Source organism: Geobacillus sp. G4 (assembly GCF_040327975.1).
In the GTDB taxonomy this organism is placed as follows: Bacteria; Bacillota; Bacilli; order Bacillales; family Anoxybacillaceae; genus Geobacillus; species Geobacillus thermoleovorans.
In genome coordinates this window covers 36,034-62,132 of sequence record NZ_JBEPJY010000013.1, presented here as the reverse complement: position 1 = coordinate 62,132, position 26,099 = coordinate 36,034, and the positions used below count along the sequence as shown (strand labels likewise).

The 26,099-nt window shown below is 46.7% G+C and carries 20 protein-coding genes and 1 pseudogene; all 21 read right to left on the bottom strand.

Features of this window, described 5'->3' with window-relative positions; all coding sequences use genetic code 11:
• Positions 1 to 76: 76 nt before the first annotated feature.
• Positions 77 to 991 (bottom strand): annotated as a pseudogene (gene uxaC, locus ABS784_RS13775) (glucuronate isomerase); the annotation flags it as partial.
• 36 nt (positions 992 to 1,027) lie between these two features.
• The gene (locus ABS784_RS13770) at positions 1,028 to 1,726 is read right to left on the bottom strand and encodes a GntR family transcriptional regulator (RefSeq protein ID WP_352512883.1); all 699 of its coding nucleotides are present in this window, start codon (positions 1,724 to 1,726) and stop codon (positions 1,028 to 1,030) included.
• Between the two features lie 116 nt (positions 1,727 to 1,842).
• On the bottom strand, positions 1,843 to 2,493 hold the full coding sequence (locus ABS784_RS13765) for a bifunctional 4-hydroxy-2-oxoglutarate aldolase/2-dehydro-3-deoxy-phosphogluconate aldolase (protein ID WP_352512876.1): 651 nt from the start codon (positions 2,491 to 2,493) through the stop codon (positions 1,843 to 1,845).
• 15 nt (positions 2,494 to 2,508) lie between these two features.
• A complete protein-coding gene (locus tag ABS784_RS13760) occupies positions 2,509 to 3,462 on the bottom strand; it encodes a sugar kinase (RefSeq protein ID WP_352512875.1) in 954 nt (317 codons plus the stop codon).
• 31 nt (positions 3,463 to 3,493) lie between these two features.
• Positions 3,494 to 5,005: a GH39 family glycosyl hydrolase gene (locus ABS784_RS13755; protein ID WP_352512873.1), complete on the bottom strand. Its 1,512-nt coding sequence runs from the start codon at positions 5,003 to 5,005 to the stop codon at positions 3,494 to 3,496.
• 15 nt (positions 5,006 to 5,020) lie between these two features.
• On the bottom strand, positions 5,021 to 7,060 hold the full coding sequence (locus tag ABS784_RS13750; protein WP_352512871.1) for an alpha-glucuronidase family glycosyl hydrolase: 2,040 nt from the start codon (positions 7,058 to 7,060) through the stop codon (positions 5,021 to 5,023).
• A 17-nt stretch (positions 7,061 to 7,077) separates the two neighbouring features.
• Positions 7,078 to 7,968 carry a carbohydrate ABC transporter permease gene (locus tag ABS784_RS13745; protein ID WP_015374977.1) on the bottom strand — a complete coding sequence of 297 codons (891 nt, stop codon included), beginning with the start codon at positions 7,966 to 7,968 and terminating at the stop codon, positions 7,078 to 7,080.
• 15 nt (positions 7,969 to 7,983) lie between these two features.
• Positions 7,984 to 8,931 carry an ABC transporter permease gene (locus ABS784_RS13740; protein WP_352512869.1) on the bottom strand — a complete coding sequence of 316 codons (948 nt, stop codon included), beginning with the start codon at positions 8,929 to 8,931 and terminating at the stop codon, positions 7,984 to 7,986.
• Between the two features lie 108 nt (positions 8,932 to 9,039).
• Positions 9,040 to 10,689 carry an extracellular solute-binding protein gene (locus tag ABS784_RS13735; protein WP_352512867.1) on the bottom strand — a complete coding sequence of 550 codons (1,650 nt, stop codon included), beginning with the start codon at positions 10,687 to 10,689 and terminating at the stop codon, positions 9,040 to 9,042.
• Positions 10,690 to 11,174: 485 nt separating this feature from the next.
• Positions 11,175 to 12,170 carry an endo-1,4-beta-xylanase gene (locus ABS784_RS13730; protein WP_352512865.1) on the bottom strand — a complete coding sequence of 332 codons (996 nt, stop codon included), beginning with the start codon at positions 12,168 to 12,170 and terminating at the stop codon, positions 11,175 to 11,177.
• A 2-nt stretch (positions 12,171 to 12,172) separates the two neighbouring features.
• Complete coding sequence (locus ABS784_RS13725) at positions 12,173 to 14,290, bottom strand: glycoside hydrolase family 52 protein (protein WP_352512864.1); 2,118 nt, start codon at positions 14,288 to 14,290, stop codon at positions 12,173 to 12,175.
• 72 nt (positions 14,291 to 14,362) lie between these two features.
• On the bottom strand, positions 14,363 to 14,977 hold the full coding sequence (locus tag ABS784_RS13720) for a polysaccharide deacetylase family protein (RefSeq protein ID WP_352512862.1): 615 nt from the start codon (positions 14,975 to 14,977) through the stop codon (positions 14,363 to 14,365).
• Positions 14,978 to 15,000: 23 nt separating this feature from the next.
• Positions 15,001 to 16,047, bottom strand: coding sequence for an aldose epimerase family protein (locus ABS784_RS13715; RefSeq protein WP_352512860.1), 1,047 nt, complete (start codon positions 16,045 to 16,047; stop codon positions 15,001 to 15,003).
• A gap of 115 nt (positions 16,048 to 16,162) precedes the next feature.
• Entirely contained in the window at positions 16,163 to 17,029 is an 867-nt protein-coding gene (locus tag ABS784_RS13710; protein WP_015374982.1) for a carbohydrate ABC transporter permease, read from the bottom strand.
• 14 nt (positions 17,030 to 17,043) lie between these two features.
• Positions 17,044 to 17,913, bottom strand: coding sequence for a carbohydrate ABC transporter permease (locus ABS784_RS13705; RefSeq protein WP_013145180.1), 870 nt, complete (start codon positions 17,911 to 17,913; stop codon positions 17,044 to 17,046).
• A gap of 62 nt (positions 17,914 to 17,975) precedes the next feature.
• Positions 17,976 to 19,301: an extracellular solute-binding protein gene (locus ABS784_RS13700; RefSeq protein ID WP_013145179.1), complete on the bottom strand. Its 1,326-nt coding sequence runs from the start codon at positions 19,299 to 19,301 to the stop codon at positions 17,976 to 17,978.
• Positions 19,302 to 19,405: 104 nt separating this feature from the next.
• Positions 19,406 to 20,185: a response regulator transcription factor gene (locus ABS784_RS13695; RefSeq protein WP_020279017.1), complete on the bottom strand. Its 780-nt coding sequence runs from the start codon at positions 20,183 to 20,185 to the stop codon at positions 19,406 to 19,408.
• A complete protein-coding gene (locus tag ABS784_RS13690; RefSeq protein WP_021321570.1) occupies positions 20,185 to 21,906 on the bottom strand; it encodes a sensor histidine kinase in 1,722 nt (573 codons plus the stop codon). The genes ABS784_RS13695 and ABS784_RS13690 overlap by 1 nt, the downstream gene beginning before the upstream one ends.
• A gap of 219 nt (positions 21,907 to 22,125) precedes the next feature.
• Positions 22,126 to 24,066, bottom strand: coding sequence for a glycoside hydrolase family 127 protein (locus ABS784_RS13685; RefSeq protein ID WP_352512857.1), 1,941 nt, complete (start codon positions 24,064 to 24,066; stop codon positions 22,126 to 22,128).
• A complete protein-coding gene (locus ABS784_RS13680; protein WP_352512855.1) occupies positions 24,063 to 25,277 on the bottom strand; it encodes a sn-glycerol-1-phosphate dehydrogenase in 1,215 nt (404 codons plus the stop codon). Before ABS784_RS13680 ends, ABS784_RS13685 begins: the two co-directional genes overlap by 4 nt.
• Positions 25,274 to 26,095: an HAD-IIA family hydrolase gene (locus tag ABS784_RS13675; RefSeq protein ID WP_352512853.1), complete on the bottom strand. Its 822-nt coding sequence runs from the start codon at positions 26,093 to 26,095 to the stop codon at positions 25,274 to 25,276. The genes ABS784_RS13680 and ABS784_RS13675 overlap by 4 nt, the downstream gene beginning before the upstream one ends.
• Positions 26,096 to 26,099 lie beyond the last annotated feature (4 nt).

Sequence of the window (26,099 nt, the reverse complement as noted above, 5' to 3'; positions counted from 1 at the left end):
CGTATCGCGTAAGGGGTACCCTGTTTGTCTCTCTAACCATGGAAATTATTGTAATGAAAAATGCTCATCTACAGTTTTCATTTGTATTTCGAATCGAACCGATGTGCAGCTGCATCACCCAACCAAGCGAGTGGTACAATCGGGCTAAGAAACATAAAGTGAAAGTTTTATATTTTTCCTCCTCCTCACGGCTGAGGACAAATCCATTTTTTCGTTTTTGAAAAATATCGTTTGCTTCCTTCCAACCGCATTCTGAATACGGCATCGATTCTAAGCCGTGATCAGCCATCCGGCATCCTTTCTCGTGAAAATAACGCACTCGGCTTTCAATGGCTTGCAGCAGCTGATCGTAATCATGAATCGGCAGGCCAGCTGCTTCCCCTAGCTTTCCCACATAGTCTAAAAACGAAGGGCGGTTGATTTCAATGACTGCATCAGGACGAAAAGACGGAACAATCTTTACTAGAAATGATGGATCTTGGGCAATTGCTTGATGATCAGCTAAATCATCGAGCGGATCGTCCGTTGTCCCAATCCACTCCACATTAGATTTGACAATGAAAGAGCGGGCTGAGAATCCTTCCTGTCTCAATAAATCATTGCAATGATCCCAAATTTCACGCCACGTCCGCTCATTCAGAAGGGCATCCACTTGAAAATAGCGTTTTAACTCTAAATGCGTCCAATGATAGAGTGGATTCCCGATGCAATACGGCACCGTTTTCGCCCATGCTTGAAACTTTTCCTCAGGGGAAGCGTTTCCTGTAATATATTTTTCTTCGACTCCCAGCGCCCGCATCGCCCGCCATTTGTAATGATCCCCCTCGAGCCAAAGCTCCGTCATATCATGAAACCGCCGGTCTTCCGCAATCTCTTTTGCGCTCAAATGGCAGTGATAATCAATAATCGGCAACGATTTAGCATAGTCATGGTATAACACTTCGGCATGCTTGTTTTGCAACAAAAAATTTTCATGAATGAACGGCTGCACACTGTCTCCCTCCTGCAAAGCGAAACTTCCAACAACTTATACAAAATAATGAGGATACTGCCTTTTTAGTACGTCTTTTTCTATTTCGACAAGCCGCAAATGCTCTTCCATCACCTGACGCACTTTCTCTGCCTCTTTATTCGCAATTAACCGATAAATTTGCTTGTGATGGGAAATAATAATGTCCCAATCAAGATCGGATGATAGTCTCAGTACACGCAAACGATTGAAATGACTGTTTAAACTTTGCACCATTTTCCACGAGCGCAACATTCGGCAGCCATCGTAAATGAGCTGATGGAACTTTTCATCAAGCTCAAACAACTCAAGAAAATTTCCTTTTTCGGCACACAACTCTTGCATCGCAATATTCTTCTCCATTTCAAATAGATGATCTTGACGCAATTTCGTACAAGCTAAAACGGCCACTTCTTTCTCGACAACCTCGCGGATAAAGCGCCCTTCCTCTACATGTTCCAAGTTGATGCGCGAAACAATGGTTCCGCTTTGCGGAATAATATCAAGCAATTCTTCTTGCGCTAGTTTGAGAAATGCTTCCCGCACCGGGGTGCGGCTAATATGCAATTGCTCAGCGATTTCCTTTTCGGAAATTTTTGTTCCTGGTTCCAGCTCAAGGCGCAAAATCTTTTCCTTTAGCATCTCGTACAACTGGTCGCGCGCTGAACCCCTGACAGAACTTTTAATTTGTTGGCTTTGTTGGGCAGTAAAGATCACCGTGCGATTCCCCTTTTTCTTATATACTAGTATGGCAACAATAAAGTACATCCGTGATCATGTGTTTTTCTTCCAATGTAGGAAAGAACATATTTCCTGTCAAATTTCTCAGCGATTCATTCACCCGCATTCTCTCCCCTCACCTTGTGCACAATCGAGACCCATTGAGCTGCCCGTTCGGCAATAATCTTCCACTGATCTTTTTCCAATGCCCCTTCAACCTTCACTAACGAGTTCCCGACACCGATGGCATCCACTCCCGCTTTTATATAGTCTCCAGCCGTTTTCAGATTGATTCCTCCAGTTGCGATGAGGGAGATATGGGGGAGCGGCTCCTTTATGCTTCGAATATAGTTTGGCCCAAACACATGGGCAGGAAATACTTTCACCATATCAGCCCCGTGCTGAAAAGCATTCACAATTTCCGTCGGCGTCAATCCTCCTGCAATACTGACAACCCGATTTTGTTTTGCCGCCTGAATCACGTCAATCGAAAGGGAGGGAGAAACGATAAACCGCGCTCCAGCTGAAATCGCCCTCTGTGCTGTTTCAGCGTCCAGCACCGTTCCCGCACCGATCAACACATCTTTCAGTTCCCTCGCAGCCTTTTCCAACGCGACCAAAGCCCCAGCTGTTTCCATCGTAATTTCCATGATAGGAATGCCTCCCTGCCGCAAAGCCAATGACAGCGGAAGAACAGTATCAACCGTCGCACCGCGGACGACTGGAATGACGCCAATCTCTCGAATCATTTGGACTGCCTTCATGTAGATTCATCTCCTTTACCGCGCAACATCTTCCCCTCGCTGATCTATCAGACGCTCGACGTCATCGCGTTCCGGCATGCCATCAGCATCCCCCTCCACCATTGTCACAAGGGCGCCAACTGCATTCGCTCGCTGCACCGCTTCTGTTAAACGAAGTCCTTCAAGCAGTCCAGATAGTAGCCCAGCGGCAAACCCATCCCCAGCACCGACAGGGTCGATTACCCTTTCAACGGGAAACCCTGGAACATACTCATGATGCGCATTCGTAAAATAATGGGCACCATTTGCGCCTAGTTTAATGACAACGAGCGAAGCGCCCATGTCAAGCAGCCGGCTTCCCCATTCCTCAACCGATTGTTTTCCGAATAAAAACGCTGCCTCAGCTTCTCCGGGGAGAACCACATCTGATTCAGCTGCCATGCGAAGCATCACTTCCTTGGCTCGATCCGCTTCATTCCATAGTTTCAACCGCAAATTTGGATCAAAAACGATTTTCACGCCATGACGGCGAGCCATCGCAATGGCGGTAAAGATCGTCTCACAGCAATTCTCGCTTAATGCCGGAGTGATTCCCGTAATATGCAAATACTTTGCCTCCGCGATATATTTCTCATCCAAGTCGGCAGGCGTCAGCCTGCTCGCCGCTGATCCTTTGCGATAGTAATACACCCGCGTATCTTTGAGGCGTCTTTGTTCCTTAAAATAAATGCCGGTCGGCGCTTCCGCATCCATTTTTACCCGGCTGACATCCACCCCTTCACCTTGCAGGAAAGACAAAATCGCCTTTCCAAACTCATCGCTTCCGACCTTGCTGATCCATCCTACACGATGGCCTAATCGAGCAAGGCCGACAGCGACATTGGATTCCGCTCCGCCAATCCGCATGGTAAAGGTGGTCGCCTGTCTCATCAAGCCGACGCTTGTTGGTGTAAATACAGCCATCGATTCGCCAATGGTGACTACGTCCATCTCGTCCCTCCAAAACCACTTTAGTAATCTTTCATGAAGAATACGATGTCATTTCACCATCATCTAAGCCGACATATGTGCTTGTCTCATCTCGAACTTGCTCAATCTCGATTAATGTCACTTCGTTTTTTGATAGGACAATAGATAAATGAATCACACCGTCCGTTGCCCGTCTCTGCTCCGTCATCACATGAGGCTGCGCCACTTGACGCAACGTTTCCACCGCTTGACGGCTTGGAAAGCGGGGACGCCCCATCTGTTTCCAAACTCTCCACGCGTTCCCGTACTGCTCATTGACGATTTGCCGCTTGATAAAAACAGCGGAAAATGAAACTGGAATCACCAGCTGCACTTCTTTTGTAAATCCTTCTCCTTTTTCCATCACTAAATTCCAAAGCACTGCGGCAATCGATCCATCTTTCCGCCTTGTCACAATCATTTCGGAATCGCGATACAGCAACTCATCACCTAGAGCATTAAAGAACGTAAACGCATGAAATGTCGGTTTGGGAATCGAGTGAAGCGCAACTAGACCGAACCCACCGTGAAACAACGCCTTCGGAACATCCATTTCCTCAAACACATCGCTGAACGTCCAATACGAAAACGAGTCGACGTAATCTCCCCCCTCACTTAAAATACGGGCAATGTACGCTGCGTTGAGCGCTGTATCATGAATCGGGTTGATGGGGCTGTACGATGTATTATATTCGGTAATATGCAACGGCAAATGCGGAAACGGAGACTGGCGAATCAAGGCGCGCACCGTTTTGAATTGCTCCAACATATCTTCTGGCGGCTCAAGTTCTTGGTAGTAATATTCAAACGTTTTCTTATGCGGCGCCTTCGATGTATAAGCATGACGACTGACAAAATCAACAGGCACCTCACGTTCGGCGCAAAAGTGGAGAAAATCCGTAATCCATTCATCGCTCCCTCCGCAAATAGCCGGTCCCCCGACTTGCAAATGAGGATCAACGCTTTTTACCGCCCTGGCTGTCACCTCGTACAGCTTAAAATACTCCTGTTTGTCGGCGTCTTTCCAAAAGTTCACTAAATTAGGTTCATTCCACACCTCAAATGGCCATGTCCGCACTTCCTCAATCCCGTATCGCTCAACGAAATGGGAAACGACCGCTACGATAAGATCACGCCACTTGTTATAATCTTTCGGGGGTGTAACGTTGCCTTTCCAATAAAAGACGGTTTGATCTCCTGAAGCAAGCGCACTTGGCATAAACCCAAGTTCAATAAACGGCCGGATATTCAACGCTAAATAAGAATCAACAATTCGGTCGATGTACGTAAAGTTATAAAACGGCTTCATTTCCCCATCGATTTCGACTTCTCGATAAATTCCGACATCATCGGAAAGCAAGCCATGACCTCGGATGTATCGAAACCCTATTTTCTCTTGCACGAGTTTCAAGTGGTCCAAATACTCCTTTTGCAAAGCAAGGCCAAGCCGCCCAGTTCCAACGCAAAATTTCCAATTCTTTTTAAACTTCTCCCTCCCGTTGCTTGGCACGTTTACAACCTTCATACTCCTCTCCCCTATTCACCGATAAATTTTCCGCCCGTATTGGTCATCTATTCCTGACTTCCGGTAAAAGTACGTATTGATGACATCTCGCCATTCTTTAGCATGTTCCACTTGGATCGTCAATCGTTCCAATACATCATGATACCGTTTTTCGTCGATTTTCCCTTTCAGTTGTTCCCATCGTTTCCGCAGCTGTTTCGCCTGCTCAACCCCTTCAAAATGAGTATTGTAAATATGTTGAATGACCGTTTCCCCTGAATGCAGCCGATGAGTGTACGGAACGTGATGGAAAAACAAGAGCAGCTCATCCGGACAAGTGTCGAGCGACTCATACATCGCTGCATTTTCTGGAAAGTATTGTGCCGTATATCCTGTTCCCGTAGCAACCGTCCGGTCAACACCGATCCCGTCGCGGTCGGCATAATGGTACGTCCCCCAATGCGAATATTCATATCCATCCACATTAGGACCATAATGGTGCCCTGGGTTCACCATCCAGCCGACGCCAAGCGGAGAGGTGTAGTTTTCATAAATTCTCCACGAAGATAGAAGCATCCAACTGATCGTCTCGACGACTCGTGAATCATCCCCAAACGTTTGCACAACCCATTCGTTGGCAATTTCTTCGGCAGACAAATCCGGATTCCAAGCGAGCCGCCCAAATCCATACAAGTTTGCTTGCGCCAACGTATGCCCAGTCCAGTTTGGGTCATTGCCAATATTAGATACCCCTGCGATCCCGCTGTATCGATAGTCAAATAGCGAGCCATCAATTACCTTTTTTACTTTCGACCCTTTGCCCTTCGCATACGTATCAAATTCAAGCGCTTCTTTCCACTGTGGAATCAAGAAGCATAAATGTTTTTGCTGTCCCGTATATTCCTGGGTGATTTGAACTTCCATCATTTGATTGGTCTTCGGCATGGCGCCAAATAACGGAGAAACCGGCTCCCTTACTTGAAAATCCATTGGGCCGTTTTTAATTTGCAAGATGACATTCTCACGAAACTGTCCATCCAATGGCTTAAAGTGATCATATGCCGCTTTTGCCCGATCGGTCGTCCGATCACGCCAATCCTGCTGGCAGTTATAAACAAAACATCTCCAAATGACGAGCCCCCCAAACGGCGCTAACGCTTCCGCCAACACGTTTGCCCCTTCCGCGTGATCGCGCCCATACGTAAAGGGGCCAGGACGGAACTCGGAATCCGCTTTGACTACAAAGCCGCCAAAATCAGGAATATATTGATAAATGCGTTTCGCCGTTTCCTTCCACCACCTTCGCACCTCGGGATCAAGCGGATCTGCTGTTGGAAGCCCGCCAATCTCAATCGGGCTTGCGTAGTTGATACTTAAAAATGTTTTGATTCCGTAGGTTCGGAAGATATCCGCTACTTCCGCCACGTCAGGCAAAAAGTGATCGGTGATGAGTTTCGTTTCGGTTTTGTGTACGTTGACATTGTTGATGGAGATGGCGTTAATACCCACAGAAGCAAGCAATCGTGCATAATCTTTTATCCGTTGGTTTTGTTTCACAAACTGGTCAGCGACAAAGAAAATCGACCGACCAGCATATCCACGCTCAATGCTGCCATCCATATTGTCCCAATGATTGATCATGCGCAACCGGTTTTTTGGCTGCTCGATGATGGACAGTTGGGCGATGTTCTCACCCATTTGCAATAATCGGAGGAAATGAAAGACACCATACAACACACCAGCATCTGTTTTCCCAATAATGTAGATACGGAACGGGCCATCGTCGACATCCGATCGAATCACATACCCTTCAGGATGAACAAGCGTTCCCTCTAATGGTCGCTCGAACTCTTCATCTTCAAGCGTCCCAAGCCAAATCGAATTAGCTGTTTCATTTACTTCCTGCACCACTTGCGGCTCAATCTCCATCATCGAACGAAGCCCTTTTTGGAGTTCTTCCACGGCTGCTTGAAAAATTGGCGATGTTCTTTTCGCCACAATCTCCTCAAACCGTAATCGACTATATTGATCCTTCCGCTCATACCGCAGCCAACAAGGTTCGTATCCCGCCGTCATGTCGAATTCTCCTCCTGTTACTCTTTTTCCGCCCCCAACACAATCCCTTTCACAAAAAACTTTTGCACAAACGGATAAACAATCAGCATCGGCAAAGCTGCGATGAAGATTTGTGCCGCCTTCACTGTCCGTTCAGATAAGTTTTTCAATGTTTCTGCATCGACGCTCATTTTCGTAAAATCCTGTTGAACAATAATCGTTTGTAAGAACGTAGATAACGGGTAATGTTTCACATCGGACATATAAATCAACCCATCAAACCATGAGTTCCAATGAAAAACCATCGTAAAGAGCGAAATCGTCGCAATGGCAGGCACCGAAATCGGCAAATAAATTTTCCAAAAAATCGTGAAATGATTTGCGCCATCCATTAAAGCGGCCTCTTCAAGCGATTTCGGCACCGAAGTTCGGAAAAAGTTCACAAGCAAAATTAAGTTAAAGGCGCTGACAGCTGGCGGTAAAATCAACGCCCAAATCGTATCTGTCAACCCGAGCTTCGTCACCACCATATAAGTCGGAACGAGACCGCCATGGAACAACATCGTAAACACAAAAATCCACATATAGAGTTTCCGGCCGCGAAAGGCGTCGTCGCTTTTGGACAGCGGATAGGCAGCGCATAACATGACTCCCATGGAAATGACTGTTCCCAATACAACACGCAAAAACGAATTCCAAAGGGAACGCAAAAAATTTTCATTCCCAATCGTTTTCTCATAAGCGTCCAACGTAAAGTCAACGGGCCACAGTCCGACCAGATTAGCGGTCGCCGCTGCACTGCCGCTGAATGAGACGGCTAAAATATGGATGAGAGGCAAAAGGCAAAGAACGGCAATGATCGTTAAAAGAGTATAGTTAAACACAGTGAATAGTTTATAAGACAAGCTTTTTTGGTAGTGATGATGCATAGACCTCCCCTCCCTTTAAAAGATTTTATAGTTCGCATACTTATAAGCGAGACGATACCCTGTGACTACGAGAATAAAGCTGATAACCGATTTAAACAATCCAACAGCTGTCGCATAACTGAAATCCCCGTTCAAGAGACCGACACGGTAAACATACGTATCGATGATATCACCCGTTTTGTAAACAAGCGGATTGTACAAGTTTAAAATTTGATCAAATCCGGCATTTAAAATGTTTCCGAGCGACAACGTTCCAACCACAATGATGATCGGCAACATGGAAGGCAACGTAATGTAAATAGTTTGTTGCCACCTGTTGGCTCCATCCACGATAGCCGCTTCATACAACGATGGGTTAATGGAAGTAAGGGCAGCTAAAAATACAATCGTGTTAAATCCGCATTCTTTCCACACATCTGTAACGACAACAACGGTACGAAACCAATCGTTGTCTCCAAGAAAGAAAATAGGCTTAACACCGAATATTGATAAAAAACGGTTAACAATCCCCCCTTCAGGAGAAAGCATGTCAATCAAAATCCCGCCCAGAATCACCCATGACAAAAAGTGCGGCAAATACACGATCGTTTGAACCGTCCGCTTAAACTTCATCACGTATACTTCGTTGAGAAGCAACGCAAACGCCAAAGGCACACCGAGGTTAAAGATGATTTTTAATGTTGAAATGACCAATGTATTCCATATGACTTGACGAGCGTCTTCATATTCAAACATCGTTTTAAAATGCTCGAGACCAACCCAAGGAGAATGCAAAAAGCCAAGCCAAGGCTCATAATCTTGAAAAGCCATGACCAGTCCTAGCATCGGAACATATTGAAAAATCAACACAATGATGAGGGCAGGAAGCAACATAACATGCAACTGCCACGTTCCTCTTCTTTTCTGAACTCTCTTTGCTTCCACCGCTGTTGTTTGTCCTTTGACATCGACGGCCGACTGCATACCCGTTTCCTCCTTTCGGCGTCATCTCTTGAAAAAACAGGTGCGGACATCGATGTAAATTCTCTTTCACTGCTCGCCCCCGTCCGCACCCCACCATCGTTGAAACCGCTACTTTGCTCCTTTTACCGATTGATACCATTCATTCACTTCTTTTGTTATTTCTTCGCCTCCAGATTCTTCCCATTTTTTCACGAAGTCATCGAATGCACTGAGCGGCGCCCGTCCGTAAATGATGTTGGCAAAGGTTTCACGTTCCATTTTCGTCAAAAACTCTCCGCGTTTTTGCATCGTTTTAGTGGGCGGGCCTGTAAACTCGTTTTCAATGCGGTATTGATTTTGTTGGTTGACGATTGTAGCCGCTTTCATAAACGACTCACCTAAAGATACAATTCGTGTATACTCATAGGCGTTTTTCGGTTGACGCTTCGTTGTATACAACTCCTCGACTAGATCATACAGCATGTACGGAACGGTCGGAATGGCTTCCGTAATGAAATAAGCCCCTGGATCCAATCTTCCTCCTGGAATTTCCTTGTCATCATAAACAGGCTTGCCGTTCTTCATCACATAGTCATAACCTTCCGCCAACCCGTATTTAAAATATTTCGAGTCATTATACACATAGGCGTATGCTTCATCTAAGTATTGGAAGAATTTATCCATATGTTTAAAGTCTTTGCTGAACAAAAACATGCCTGTAACCAATCCCTCGCCACGCCGGCCGATTTTGCCATCCGGACCACTCGGCAGTGGGTATGGTTCCACAACGGCTCCTGGATTATTTTTCAACGCATCTGCGATTGGCCATCCAGCAGCCCAAGGAGGAGCAGAAATGATTCCCGATTTTCCAGCGACAAAGCTTTTGATCGCCGTCTGTTCGTCCAAAATACCAACTTCTTTGTCCAAGTATCCTTTTTGATACCATTCATTCAGCTTAGCCAACGCTTTTTTCATAGACGGCTGTACCGACCCGTAAACAAGCTTCCCATCTTCGCCTTTTGACCATGAACCAGGTTCATAGTTGCCATAAGCACCGAAAATAAAGCTTCCGTCGGCCAACCAAGTCGCCAATCCGTTTTTGCTGGCCAGCGTCAAGCCAATCGTATCCTTTTTCCCATTGCCGTCAGGGTCTTTGTTGACAAACGCGTCCATGATTTTTTCGAGATCTTCGATTGTTTTAGGTGGCTGAAGACCTAACTTATCAAGCCAGTCTTTGCGAATCCAAAGCAAGGAGTCAGAACCATTGCCTCCAGAGAACCGTGGAATTCCATAGCGTTTTCCATCGACAGTCGCCGGATAAAACGCTTCCGGAAATTGCTCATAAATCTTTTTCAATCTCGGTGACGCATATTTCTCAATAGCTTCGTCGACCGGCATCACTTTTCCAGAACGAATTAAATCATTGATCAACTGCCCGTCTGACACTTTAAATACGTCAGGCAGTTTTTGTCCGGATGATAAAGCTAAGCGAATTTTATTATGATACTGTTCATCGTTTGGAGCTGTCCACAACGTTTTCCATTTAATTCCTAACTCTTTTTCTGACCAACGTGTGATAGGATTGTTGTTCAAATCCTCCCCCTCTCGAAATTTCGTATCATCCTTTAATGTGCGGACAGTTGTAATAGTTACAATGCCATTTTTCTCTTTTGAATCTCCAGACTCGTTGGACGAAGAAGATTGGCTGTCCGTACATCCTGCAAGCATTCCAACCGCCAGTGCAGTTGCGGTTAAAGCCGCAAACGCTTTTTTTAGCATATTTCTCCCTCCAATCCCATTGTCTAACAATCCCCCTTAGCTGCGATCACATTCTTTTTGATAAAGAAAACATAGCGATTCCCCTTCTAAATCCCCCCTTTCAAGTTCTTATTGAGAAAGCGATTTCAACAATTATTAAGGATGTCTCCATTTCATTGTGCCCCAACTGCCCTACAAACATTCTAGTATACTAGTTTGGAACGACGCATTATACAAAACGTCCACAAGTACCGTCCTCATGATTTCATTTCAACAAAAGAGAGAATGGACTCTCAAGTGACACACAAGTCCATGTAGCAAAGATGGGGGATCGGCCTAATTATTTGCCGTTTTTTACTACTAGTAATACTAGTATACTAGCCCTGTCTCTTATTATAATGAAAATTCTGTTTACATTCAATACTTTTCTGAAATCTTTTAATTATTCACAAAGAGAGGAACCCTTATTTTCTGCTCCCTCTTCGCCGCGACGTGAAGCAATATCATCAGACACTCACTGCCCGCCAAAAAGCTGGTTTCGGTTGATGCTGTTCATCGAACAACAGCGGCCAGTTTTTTCTCCCCTGCACTGGGAAGTTATCGAGCCATGTATGGTCATCAGCAATTCCCCAAAATGTGACACTTTGAATAACATCGCGATACTCCTTAAACAAAGCAAAAATTTGCCCATACCGTTCTGCTTGCTGTTCGATCATTTCGTTCGTCGGGACAGCCAAATCGGTTCGACGATCGTGAAATTCAAACATGGATACATCGAGTTCCGTAATATGAAGAACAACACCAAGGGACGCATATCGTTCAATGGCCGCACGAATTTCATCAAGCGACGGGCGAGTCAAACTCCAATGCGCTTGCATCCCGATGCCATGAATCGGAATGCCTTTATCACGCAGCGATTTGACAAGTGCAAAAATTTTTTCTCTCTTTTCCGGAAAACATTCATTATAGTCATTGTAAAAAAGCAGTGCATCTGGGTCAGCTTCATAAGCGTAGAGAAATGCTTGTTCCATAAAATCGTCCCCGATGATTTGTCGCCACTTCGACGGCCTCAACAATTCGTCTCCTTCGTCGGCTACCGCTTCGTTGATGACATCCCAACAATATATTTTTCCCTTGTATCGCCGTACAACAGTTGAAATGTGACATTTCATCCGCTCAAGCAACACATCCCGACTGACGAAATGGCCTTGACCATCTTGAAACACCCAATCCGGAGTCTGGTTGTGCCATACAAGTGTGTGCCCTCGAACCGCCATTCGGTGCGAACAAGCAAAATCCACAATCCGATCCGCTTCCTGAAAGGTAAATTTCCCTTCTTCCGGCTGAAGATGCTCAAACTTCATATGGTTCTCTGCCGTAATACTGTTGACATGATCGATCAACAACTGTTTTTGCATCTCGATCGTCACAGGATTGACCGCCGCCCCGATGCGGAAATCATTCGCGAATACATCGCGGAGGGAGGGGAGGGAGCTGTTCATCTTCATTCCCCCTCCTCCAACCATAAAATGCTCGTCACGCCGCGCGGGTAGTATTTGCTGCCGCTGATTTCGCCAGCGATAATTTGGTCGCTCCAACTCCAAATGGAAAGCGTCGGATGCGTGAGCCACGCAACATGAGCCGCATCAGCCCGTTTTCCTTGTTCATCCCATTCCCACCCTAAAATGCGGCGGGCAATAAACTGGCATAAGTAAATTTTGCTCAACCACGAGTTGTTGCTTGTCGACGAAATTTTCCATCCCCCGTCCGGGAATAGACAAATTCCTTCCCGCAACACATATCGCAAATGTCGGCGCAGCGCGCGAATATAGTCTCCAAAGCGGCCGTCTTCTCTTAACGCCTCATGGCAGTTCGTAAAGTAAGGAAACACAAGCCCTTCAATAGCCGGGATGATTTTCGAGTCATTTCCTTCTCCCATCACGGCTGGGATATACCCGTCCTCCGTCACGTAACTGACAATCGTCGCGGCGCATTTTTCCGCCTGCTCCCCTGCCAATGCAGCCAGTTCTTCTTTGCCGACATCGCGGAACAACTTTTCAAGTGCCACATAGGCAGCCCAACATTTTCCTGCCAAATATAAATTGTTGCGCGCTTGGCCTAGGGAAACGTCCAAACTGTCGTATGTTGTAATTTCCGCTCCACCCATTGTGCGGGTGCTGTCAAGCCCCATCACGCCGTTCCGCTTTTCTGGATTCGGATGATCGCGGCGCACCATGCTTTCAAGACATTGCTCCAAGAGGGCGAGCCGTTTGTCGCGCCATGCCCAGTCTTTCGTTTGTTCGATGTATACCGCCGCGCAAAGCACCCAGTTAACGAGCTGTTCGTGCGTCATATGCGAAAAGCAGCCGCTGATTCCGTATAGCTCATATGACGAGTAATGCGGACGCGAGAACGTGTTGGCGACTCCCATATCGTGAGTGAAGCTGATGCCACCGGGATATTCCGTCTCGTCTCCTGGGAAACGGACACGATCCTCATAGCTGTAGCGCTCGACATAGAAGTCAAGCACATTTTTCACCGTCCACGGATTCATTTTCAATTCAAAAAAGAGCTGGTCGACGGTGAGATCAAACGTATTCATCATCCGGTACTCGCCTTCATTGACGACCCAAATCGGCTTTCCTTCATGCTCAAGCAGTTGTGTATTGCCATAGTAGCTGCGGATCGCGTGCGCCATCATAAACTTTTGATCATCGGAGAGCCATTCTTTTTCAATGAGTTCATTCGAACGGAACGCCTGCTGCTTTAACACCTCGGCCTGCTCTAACGCATAAAGACAGACTTCTTCGATATTATGGAAGAAACGGGTGTAAAAATAAGAGGCATCCATTCCCGCCGTCACGCAACCTCCACGATAGAAGCAAACAGCAAATTGATACGTTTTCTTTTCTCCCGCCGGCACATCGACGATTAACGCACCGACTTTCCCGAGCCCAAACGTCCAGTTTTCTTCGAGAGTCGCCGTTAAGATATCCTCCATGCTAAAATGCAGCGCTGAGCGAACACCCTCGTCCTTGGATACAATGCTCAAAATCCGCCCTTGACCGACCCCGCGCAGCTGCGGGCATGTATCATCGATACGCCGCATGGAAGTATACGGGTCGGTGCCTTCGAATCCGAAAAACGCCCGTCGTGTTCTTGTTCCGTTCGTGTTATCGATCGTCATCTCGACAATGACAGCTGGGACCAACGCCAGCTTGAGCTCTTCCTCGTCTGCCGTTTCCGGGTCTGGTACGGCCTTCACCGGTGAATAAATCGTAAACGTTAAATCCCCAGCTTTCCATGTATCCGTTGCCACACAGAATTCGCGCTTGATCTCCTCTTTCGCAAACGGGATGAGAATGTTTGGTTTTTGCGGATTCGGATCAGGATTTTCAATGTCATATCGTTTGCTTTCATCCTCGCCTGCTGTTTCCGCGAATGGAAGGATATGATACAGCCCCGGCTCATGCGGCGACTCAACGCCAATAAAGACATTTTGCCGTGGCGGTCGGGCAAGTTCCAAATCTAGTCCTCCGCTTTTTCCTGGGAATCCTAGCGTAAAGCTGGCAAACGCCCCAACCGGCGAGTGATGGGCGTTAAAAAATAAATTGGTTGGCATGAATAGCTCACTCTCCCCTTTTCTTACTATGCATGCGATCAATCATCAGAGCATCAGAGAACTGCTACTTTTTCATCTGCTTCCAGCTTGCAGCTCCAACAATTCGCTGACCGTGATCAATTTGTAACCTTGTGAATACAATTCGGACACGAGTATATTGACAGCCTCGATCGTTTGTGAACGATCTCCGAATCCGTCATGAAAGAGCAAGATGCTCCCGTTTTTTATATGGGGGCGACTCTTCCGAACAATATAGTCAACGCCCGGTTGTTCCCAGTCTCGGGCATCCGTATTGAGCGCACCGATCATTTGGTATCCGAAACGGTTGCACATCGAAACAACAGTTGCATTGTAGTCAAGATAAGGAGGACGGAAAATCGTGGCCTTCGCTCCAGTCATCTCGGTAATGATGGCATCCGTCCACTCCATTTCTCTCAAAGCCTCATCTTCCGTTAGAGAAGTCAGGTTAGCGTGAGAATACGTATGATTGCCAATTTCATGTCCTTGTGCTTTGACCGCCTTTACAACTTCCGGATGCTTCTCCATCTGGCTTCCGATCATAAAAAAGGTCGCTTTTCCAGATACTTCCTCCAATATCTCCAATACGTTCAATGTATAAACCGGATTCGGTCCATCATCAAACGTCAGGGCGACCAATTTGTGCGGCGTCTCTACATGTTCAATCATTCCTCTATCTTTCCTCCATTGATTCAAATGATGCCAAATCGATAGACCGTCGTTGATGCTCGCTCTTGGCCAGCCGGCAATACGATCGACGGAAACTGCGGATGATGGATCGCATCCGGCAGCCCTTGCGTTTCCAGGCAGATGCCTAAATATTTCCGCGACGACACGCCGCCTAGATCCAACCCTTCCGGCAGCTGGTTCGATGTATACACCACCACGCCGACTTCGTCCGTCTCCACCGTCAGCACCCGCCCGCTCTCCGGGTCGGAAAGCACAATCTCTTTGTCATGATGCCGATCGAGCCAAAACGGATGGTCATAGCCCCCACCGACGAGTTCAATTTGCGGATGCCCGGATTCGACCGCCTCCCGGATCACCTTTCCTTGCCGCAAGTCAAACGGCGTGCCAGCGACATCCAAGACGCGGCCTGTCGGAACGAGCTCCTCATTCAATTCGAGCACGCGCGAGCTTTGGATTGTCAGCGTGTGGTCCAATATATCGCGCTTGCCGTTGCCGCTTAGGTTGAAATACGTATGGTTCGTCAAATTGACGAGCGTCGTTTTGTCCGAACGAGCCCGGTGTGTGACGATCCATTCGTTGTCATTGTTCAGCCAATATTCCACTTGAACATGAACCGTTCCCGGGTACCCTTCCTCCCCGTCTGGGCTTGTGTACGAAAAGACGACCCCGACCGCATCATCGCGCTGAACGGGCTCGGCCTGCCAAAGCACGCGGTGGAATCCGTTCGGACCGCCGTGCAAGTGGTTGTTGTGTTCGTTTTTCGCCAGTTGATATGTGATTCCATCAAGTTCGAAGCTCGCCCCGCGAATGCGCCCCGCCACCCGGCCGATTACGGCGCCGAAATAAGGGGCGTTCTCAACATACGGTTCAAATCGTCCAAACCCGAGCACGACGTTTTCGATGTTGCCGTTCCGGTCGGGAACGCGGAGGTCCGTCACGATGCATCCGTAGTTTGTCGTGGACAGTTCCATGCCGCGGTCGTTTGTCAACGTAAATAAAAGAACTTCTTTTCCGTTGAAACGAGACCATGTTTCTTTCCTAATCCGCAACCTCTCTCCCCCTCTCCAACGATGGAAAAAGCAACGATTTGATCATTTTCATCATACTATATTTCATTTAGTTTGTATATAACACAAACAAACTTGACCACAATCACATATGACATCATCCTTTTACCGAACCGGCAACCAATCCTTCAATAATTCGATCGCTCAAGAATAAGTACACAATCAAAATCGGCAAAATGCTGATCACCAAAGTCGCGCCGATGGCCCCCCAGTCGGTGAGATATTGGCCGACAAAATTATTGACTCCGACTGTGATCGTTTTCCATTTTTCCGAACTAATGAACGTGTTGACAAACACAAACTCATTCCAATTGTAAATCATGTTGATAATAGCTGTAGTCGCAAGAACAGGCGCTGTCATCGGCAATGTGATGCGGAAAAAAATGCGATGAACAGAGCACCCGTCCATTACCGCCGCTTCTTCGATTTCGCGCGGCAACGACTGATAAAATCCCAGCAAAATCATAATCGTAATCGGCAAGTTAAAGGTCGTATACGAAAGGATGATCGAAACGGGGTTATCAATCAAGTTCATTTTATTATAAATATTAAACAACGGAATGAGCGTCGAATGAAGCGGGATCATGTAAGCGATCATAAACAGGGCCAATACAACACCTTTGAATTTCCACTCCATTCTGGTCAAGGCGAACGTGACAAAACTGGCTAAAATCAAAGTCAATACAACAGCGACGATCGTATACCAGACACTATTGAAAAAGTATTGGTTGATCCCTCCATCAAACCAAGCATTTATATAATTTTCCCATCGCGGAGATTTCGGCAAAGCGAACGGAGACATTCCAAATACTTCCTGATTCGTCTTCAACGACAATAAGAATAACCATACTAACGGATATAATTGAAGAAGCGCTACGACAACCAAGATAAAGTAAAGAATTCCCATTGCGATTTGTCGTAAAGGAGAACGAGGCTTGGAATCTAAGATTTTCTTTTCTTTCATGGTCAATTCTCCTTTTATTCTTGATTGACTCTCAACATTTTTTGAATCATCCAGGTCGCTCCCATGCTAAGGATGAGCAACCCAAAACCAATCGCACTTCCATACCCGAAGTTGAATTTCCCAAACGCTTCTTTATACATATAAGAAGCAATCACTTCCGTGGCATGCCCCGGGCCGCCTCCGGTCATGACGTAAATCAAATCAAAATATTTCAAAGACCCGACAACGGCTAGAATCACCAATACTTTTAACACCCCAGAAATAAGGGGCACCTTAATTTTGTAGGCAATTTGAAAGGCATTGGCACCATCGATTCTTGCAGCTTCAATCAATTCTTGGGGTACATTGATCAAAGCCGCATACATAATAATGATGTAAAACCCCGCATACTGCCAAACGATCGGGATGAAAACCGAATATAGCGCCATATCCGGATCCGCCAACCAAAGTGGAGTCTCTTTTATCCCAAACATAGACAATAAACTGTTAATCAGCCCATTCATCGGATCAAAAATCTTAATCCAAAGTTGAGCGATGGCGACAGACGACATAAGCATGGGAATAATGTAAATTTTTCTAAACAAATTCCCTCCCTTAATTTTGCTCGCTAATATTAAAGAAACGATTAAATAGCCGATCAAACTGAGAACGGAAAACAACGCCAACAAGACGGAGTGCCAGGTGCTCTCCCAAAACAGCTTGTCATGAATAAGCTTTTTATAATTCTCCAAGCCGATGAACTTCATCTGGCCTACCCCGCTCCAATCCATCAATCCATAATATCCCGTCAGCGCAATCGGGATATAAATTAAAAACAAGACAAGGAGAAGCGACGGCAGGACATAAAGAATGATGGCTGTTTTATTGGACATAACGTTTTTCATCGCTGATAACTCCTTCTTTACAAATAAGGGGGCATGTGTTGTTCCAGATGCCCCCAAAATTCTTATTTGTTGGCTTCCTCCGCCAACGCGTCATCATGTTGTTTCGCAAATTCTTCTGGCGTGATTTGTTTGCCAAACAGGGCCGTCATTAAGTCATGGTGCAGCTCAGAAACATTCGGGCTTGCTTGGGTGTCAAACCAAGTCGTAATGTTTGTCGCGTTATTGATGTCATGCAAGACATCCAGGTACATCTTCGGTACGTTCAACCCTTCTGTATTCACCTTTGTAGCTGGTAAAATGCCTGCACCTTCCACTGACCGTTTGCCCCATTCTTTGACAAGGTACGCCGCGAAGTCTTTCGCTTGTTCTTTATGCTTTGAATTTTCCGCGACAAACGCGCCTAACCCAGGACCGCCAACATAACTGTTGATGTCCGTTCCTTTGCCGCCTTCATACAGTGGGAATTTAAAGTAACCAACCTTCTCTTTAAACTCTTGCGGCACATCCGGGCTGGTTGTAAAGTTCGGCAACTCCCATGTGGCCGTTAAGAACATGGCTGCCTTTTCGTTTAGGAAATAACCTTTAGCATCATCATTCGAGAAGGCAGTGTTCCCTTTGACAAAGAACCCCATATCCACAAGATTTTGAACTTCTTTTGCCGCTTTGACAATAGCTGGGTCAGACATTTTCACTTTTCCTTGAATGACATCGGTCAAAATCGTCGGGCCGCCAATCCGGTCAGCGAGGTACATAAACCACATCGATGCCGGCCATCCGTCTTTTGAACCGACTGTGGCTGGAATCACCCCATGCTTGATCAACGTTTTCCCAATGTTTTTCAAATCTTCAAAGGTTTTCGGTTCCTGAAGACCATATTTTTTGAAAATCTCTTTGTTGTAGAAAATATACGTGATGTTCATCTCCATTGGAAGCGCATACGATTTGCCGTTAAAGGTATACGCTTCTACCGTTCCAGGTACAAACTGGTCTTTAAATTCTTTTTCGATAATATCATTTAGCGGCGCAAATTGTCCTCCAGTGGCGTATGGTTCGGCAAAACCGTTCGACCACGTCAACCCTACGTCAGGCAATTCATTCGAAGCGGCCAACACTTTTAATTTATCCCGATATTGATCCGGATTTAATACCTCTACATCAATCTGAACATTCGGATGCTTCGCTTCATAGTCTTTAATAATCTCCTCTACAAGATTGTAGTAAGCGGTTGAACTGCCTTTTGGCCAGTCGTGCATAAACTTCAAATGAATTTTCCCGTCTCCGGATTTCCCCTCGCTCGCAGAATCGCTCGACGAAGAAGAACAACCAGACAGCACAATCCCCGCCATCAACATTAGCAAAACCAACCATGTGAACGCTTTCTTTTTCATAAACTTTACCCCCTTCTCTATTCTTTGCTTGCAAATACAGTCTACCATCATCATGAAGGGGGAAAAAGGCAACAACCATTAGGAAAAGTACCAGTATTTTTAGATTACTTTTCTTTTTGACTTTTTCGATAGCTGCTCGGAGTCTTTCCCTCCATTTCCTTAAACAAATGAATAAAATATTTCGCTGTTTTGTAACCGCACTCTTCCGCAATCTCTGATACAGCCATATCAGTCGTCATCAACAGTTCTTTAGCTCGCTGCATTCTTCTTCTTGTGAGATATTCGCTGAATGTGAGTTTCATTTGTTCTTTAAACAGCGTGCTAAAATAGCTTGGATTCAAATGGACGTGCTCCGCCACTTCTTTTAGTGATATATCATCTTTTAGATGCCGATCAATAAACTGGATGGCCTCGCGAATCGGTTCACGAGTTTGGGGGTGACGGTCAAGGGCATCGATGAGTTTATCGTCAATCAATTGTTTCATCACTCGTTCCCTTTCCTTTTGCTCGGAAACGTGGATCGCTTTTTCTACCGCTTCGAATAATTCGCTTTTTTTCACCGGCTTCAACAAATAGTTTAATACACCAAGGCTGATGGCTTTTTGCGCATAATCGAAATCAGGGTAAGCAGAAATGAGGATCACTGCCGGAGAATCGTCTTTTTCTCTCATTTCCTCTAACACATCAAGCCCGGTAATTTCCGGCATCCGAATATCTGTCAATAACACGTGCACCCGCTCTTGCCGCAAAATGTCAAGCGCTTCTTGGCCGTTGGCAGCCGTTATGATTCGGTGTTTGCCGGAGGCCCATTTTTCCAACAACCGCTTCATCCCTTCCCTCGCCCTCGGCTCATCATCCACAACCAAAATGGTCTTCTCATACATTATCTTTCACCTCCGTTAACAGGAATTCGAAGCGTGACCTTTGTACCTTTGTTTTTACGGCTCTCAATTGTTATGCCATCGCTCGTTTCTTTCTTATAATAAAGTTGGAGACGTTTTTTCACATTATACAATGCCATTCCTTTTCCTTTCGCTTCTCCTGTATGCATAGCCTGTTTCACCGCCTCGAGCCTTTCTTCATCCATTCCAACTCCATCATCTTCCACCATGATCTCAAGATGACGATCCGAAACCGGTTTGACAGCCACGGTAATGGTACAAGGGGCTGTCCGGTTTTCCGAACCATGCACGACCGCGTTTTCGACTAACGGTTGAATCAACAGTTTTGGGATTTTGACATTTTCCCATTCCTCAGGCAGCGACAAATGCCACTTGATGCGATCGCCAAACCGAAATTTGATAATGTCCATATAATTTTCGATATGGCGAAATTCCTCTTTCAATGTGACCCAATCATCGTTCACATTTCGGCTGATGGTGTAGCGAAACAGCTCTGACATGGACACAACGACATCTGCCAACTCTTCTTCTCCCTTTTCTTCTAATGACCATCGCAGCGACTCCAACGTGTTGTACAAGAAATGAGGGTTGATTTGCGCTTGAAGCGCTTTCAATTCACTTTGGCTGCGAACAATCTCTTTTTGATACACCATTTTGATCAAATGATTCGTTTCTCTCACCAATTGGTTATAGGTGCTATTCAGCTCCCTGATCTCATTGACCGTAACCATTTTCGGATCAACTGTTAATAACCGCTCATTCGCCAGCCGCATCGTTTTCGTTAATTGAACAATCGGCCGTGTAATGATGGTCGAGAGAAGCAGCGAACATAAAAAGTAAACAAGCATCCCGATAATGCCAGCGAAAATGATCCCAAACCGAATGCTGTTCACTCCCTTGGTCAGGGCACTGACAGGCGTTAATATGAAAACGGTGAACCCTTTGTTGGAAGACTGCTTTGTTACCATGTATTCGGTTTGATTTATTACCGTTGCTGACCGTTGATTTAATGAAGATACATCAGTTAAGCTGGAATTATTTGAAAAAATAACCTTTCCTTCCGGATCGGAAACCAATACGTATTGCCCCGTGTTCACCTCAGTAATCGCGAAATACGGCTTGTAAATTCGCACAAGCAAGTATCCCCCGTTGGCAAAATGACGCTCCATCAACGTAATGCGCCGTATCGCTAAATAAAATTGCGGGTTTCGCGGATCTTCTCCGATCCATACAAGTCTGCCTTTCGCGCGATCCGCTTCATAAATCCATTTCACGTTGAGACGTTGAAACATCTTCATAGAACTGTCTAGGGGAAACACTTGCTTTAAATCTTCTGTATAGAGTTCGACAGAGTAAATGCCCTCAGAGTTGGCTTGGATATTATTAACCACACTTTTTAACCTTTGCAATTCTGGAAACGTCACATTCTCTCCCGCATGGATTCGTTCGAATAATCGCTGGACTTCTTGATTGGTCATCACAAACTTTGTCGCTGTATTCAACTGTTCAAACAATGAATCAATCCGACCGCTCGCTTCAATAGCTGTCTGCTTGATTTGGTTTTCAGCGTTGTTCCGAATCAACAGGGACACTTGCTTGAGCGTGATCATGCTGACGAGAGACAGCACAATCACCATGACAAATAGGAATACGACCAATATCTGATTTCGCAACGTGTTCCATTTTTTTAAGTAGCTAAGCATGGCGATGTCCCTTCCTAACGGAAAAGAGTATGTGAAAGACAAATCTCTTTAATTACTAGTATAGTGGCTTCTACATAATTTGTATAGAACACAAACAAAGATTGTCGAAACAAAAAGCTGGTCGTGTCCGGTTCATCAACCATCCGACCAGCTCATTCAACTTCATATTCGTCTTGATTTCCACAGCATTCTATGTGGTGACCAGCAACATCGATAGGTCTATTTCTCATTCACCCACACCGTCATCTCCCCTTCCCCACGGTTGCACCAGGCATAATAAGGAATCGCACGGAACGGAACTTGATAGGTTCGGGGTTCAATCGGGCGATACAATTCATCATTCCATGCTGATTCATCCATTCGTTCGGCGGTTCCGGTGATCACTACAACCCCTTCTAGCAAGTCCGGCTCAAAGTGCGCTTCCAACTGGGCATCGCGCGGAAGGAACAAATTTGCCAAATTCGGTCCGTTATCGACTTCTTCCAAACAATACACAATCGGCCCGCGCTGCAACGCAACTTTGCCGGCATTGGCGCGCACTTGGGGATGCGCCTTAATCCGCTCGACCGGCATCGAGAAGTGAAGGACCATTTCATCCCCTTGCCGCCACACTCGACGGATATAAGCGTACCCTTTTTTGGTCAGCGGCGCAATGTCTACGTTTTCCCCATTGATCGTTACCTCCGCTCCCCGGCACCATCCAGGAATGCGCAATCCAAGTGTAAATTCCTGGGCTGATTCCGGCGAAATCGTCAATCGAACCGTTCCATCCCAAGGATAATTCGTCTCCTGCACGATCTCGACTGACCGACCGCCTATTTCCGTTTGAATGTTGCTGCCGACATAAAGGTGGACGAACAACGCATCCGATGTTTGTGAATAAATATAATGGCCGATCGAGGCGATGAGCCGAGCTAAGTTCGGCGGGCAGCACGCACAGCTGAACCATTTTTGCCGCACCGGTTTCACATGGCGTTTGTCATGGCGTTCACATGCCTTCGGCCACACTTCAAGCGGATTGACGTAAAAGAACTTCTTGCCGTCCAAATCCATGCCGCTGATCGTTCCGTTGTATAGCGCCCGTTCCATCACATCCGCGTACTTCCCGTCCATCTCCAGTTCCAGCATGCGGCGGGCCCAAAACACTAACGCAATTGACGCGCACGTCTCGGCATAGACCGTATCATTCGGCAAATCAAAATCAAACGTAAACGATTCGCCAAAAGCGCTCGAGCCGACGCCGCCCGTGATATACATTTGCCGTTTCGTCACGTTTTCCCATAACGTTTGGCATGCTTGTTTCAACGATTCGTCTCCCGTTTTCGCCGCCAGTCCAGCCATGGCGGTATACATATAGAGCGCCCGCACCGCATGCCCAACAGCTTGTTTTTGTTCCCTGACCGGAATGTGCGCCTGATGGTAACGATACCCGCCGTCATACCAAAATGGCTTCGTTTCCCCTCTTGCTTCTTTTTCCTGATCAAAGTAATGAGGTTGCTGCCCGCGCTGATCAATAAAATATTGGCTCAGTTTTAAATAGTTCTCGTTTCCAGTCGCCTCATACAATTTCAACAGCGCCAACTCAATTTCCTGATGTCCGTCGTATCCAGGAATTTGGCCTTCCCCGCGGCCGAATACCGTACCGATATAGTCGGCATATTTGCACATAATGTCTAAAAAGCGCCGTTTGCCTGTAGCCTGGAAATAAGCAACTGCCGCTTCGATCAAATGGCCGGCGCAATACAGTTCATGATTGTCCCGTAAGTTTGTCCATCGTTTTCCAGGCTCCTTGACCGTATAATACGTGTTGAGATAGCCGTCCGGCTGCTGAGCGCGGCCAAGCAGCTCAATCACGTCATCCGCGAGTGCTTCCAATTCCGAGTCGCGCTTTTCCTCGAGTAAATACGCCACCGCTTCGAGCCATTTCGCCACATCACTGTCTTGAAAGACCATCCCGTAAAATTCTCCATCTGATTCGCCAGCGGCGATGCGGAAATTTTCGATTGCATGGCTTGGTTCAGCGCCTGGGATGCGGTCATTAAGCGCTTCCCACTGGTAAGGAACGACTTCGTTCCGGACGACATCGATATATCGTTTCCAAAACCGATCCTTGACATTTGCCCTTATTGTAGCTTTTTCCACTTTGATTCCCCCTATCATGTTCCTAAAACCCATTCATTTAAAAAGTAGAGAATCGTAAAGCGGTTCGGACGCAATCGATGAGCCTCCCGCAGACTCCGTTCAACCAACGGAAGATCGATGCCGAGTTGTTCCGGGAGAGCGGCCCCTCCTACTTTCTCTAAAATGGTTCGAACACGCCCTGGAGAGGGCAATGATTCAAGCAGTTTCTGAATAGAAGCCGCATTGGCTTTGAGTCGTTCCCATGCAGCTTCGTCTATTGATTTCGGTCGTTCTTCTAGTTCGTTCCATAACGTCCAAAAGACGCGTTGATAGTGTTCAATGATAATCGGAGTCGCTGCGCCAACTTTCGCCCCGTGCAGCACTTGCCGTTTGTTCCGACGCAAAAATTCCATTTCCCAGTAGTGGGACAGATGGTGTTCCGCTCCCGATGCCGAGTACGATTGCCCCATGAGCAACATCGCAATGCCCGACTGCAGCAACGCATTCATTAATACACGAATCCCTTGTTCACCGCCATCGGCAATGTCATCAATATGGTCGACACATGCTTTGAGAGATTGTTCGGTAAGCTGGTGAACAAATGGACAATAGGGCTCATCGGCCATCCAGTGGGCAAACTGCCAGTCGACCAATGACGTATACTTCGCCACCATATCGCCAAATCCAGCGGCGATCATCTCTTTTGGAGCTTGGGACAACACATCCGTATGGGCAAATACAGCGACCGGCGCCTGTGCTTGAATGGTTTTTTTCACCCCACGAATGATGAGCGGAGCTCCCATTGACGTAAATCCGTCCACCGATGGAGCAGTAGGAACCGAAATAAACGGAACCTTCATTTTATGACTGCTAAAACGAGTAATGTCGTGAATCGTCCCCGCCCCTACGGCAACGAAAACATCAACATCGTTCGGCGTTTCCAACAGCACTTGCACAATCGAACGTTCATCGGCGATGACATCCCCATTTTCGTCCGGTTGCACGAGGCATATTGTATAGCGGATTGATTTGTTTTCCAGTTCATCACACAATGACTCCCCTGCTGCCGCAAACGTCCGCTCATCGGCCACCACGGCCACCTTCTCATACCGCTTATGGCGCAAATAAGCAACGAGCTGCTCAAACGCGTCGCATCCCACCGTCATCTGTTCAATTGGAATGTCATAATGAAGATGGCCACAATCGCATTGCTTCACCAATGGCACGATCTCTTCTATTATTGGGTTCACTGCACGATCTCCTTTCCAAGCCCCACGATGTCATAAATGGAATCCATCACATAATCCGGCCGTTCTTTTTCCCTCAATGCCTTCAATTCGTTGCGCTTCGTATTTCCTGTCAGCACAAGAGCGGTTTTCATGCCGTACATTCTCCCCATGCGAATATCGGATTCCACGCTGTCACCAATGACGAGACAGCGGTTAGGGGGCACCTTCAGCTGGCGCAAAGCCGCTTCGACCATAAAACAAGAAGGCTTCCCTAACACAAGTTCCACTTTTCGGCTCGCCGCCGCTTCAATCGCTCCTACCATCCCGGCGACATCAATGGCATTCCCATGTTCACTCGGAAACGTTTTATCGATGTTGGTCGCAATGATTCGCGCCCCATGATGGACCGCACGAAATGCCAAATCCAAATCGCGGTACGTCATCGTTTCATGCAGCGTGATGATGAGAAAATCCGCGTCTTCGGGAGCTGGCGCCAATGGCACCTGGTAATGCTGCAGCTCTTCGTGCAGCCCTTCGTCGCCTAACGTCCAAACTTGGCATAGCGGATAATGCGCGCGCAAAAATTGGGCCGTTACCGTTGAAGATAAAACGATTTCCTCCTCGGTGACCGCAATTCCTAGCTGCCGAAGCCGCTCATCACACATACGTCTTGACCAATTACCACGGTTGCTGACGAACACGATTCGTTTTCTAAGCGAACGGAGGTAGGCAACCGCCTCATCCGCACGGGGAATTAGTTCATTTCCTCTCCATATCGTCCCGTCAAGATCGATCAACACCCCTTCAATGTCCTCGATCACGAACCATCCGCCTCCCATCCGC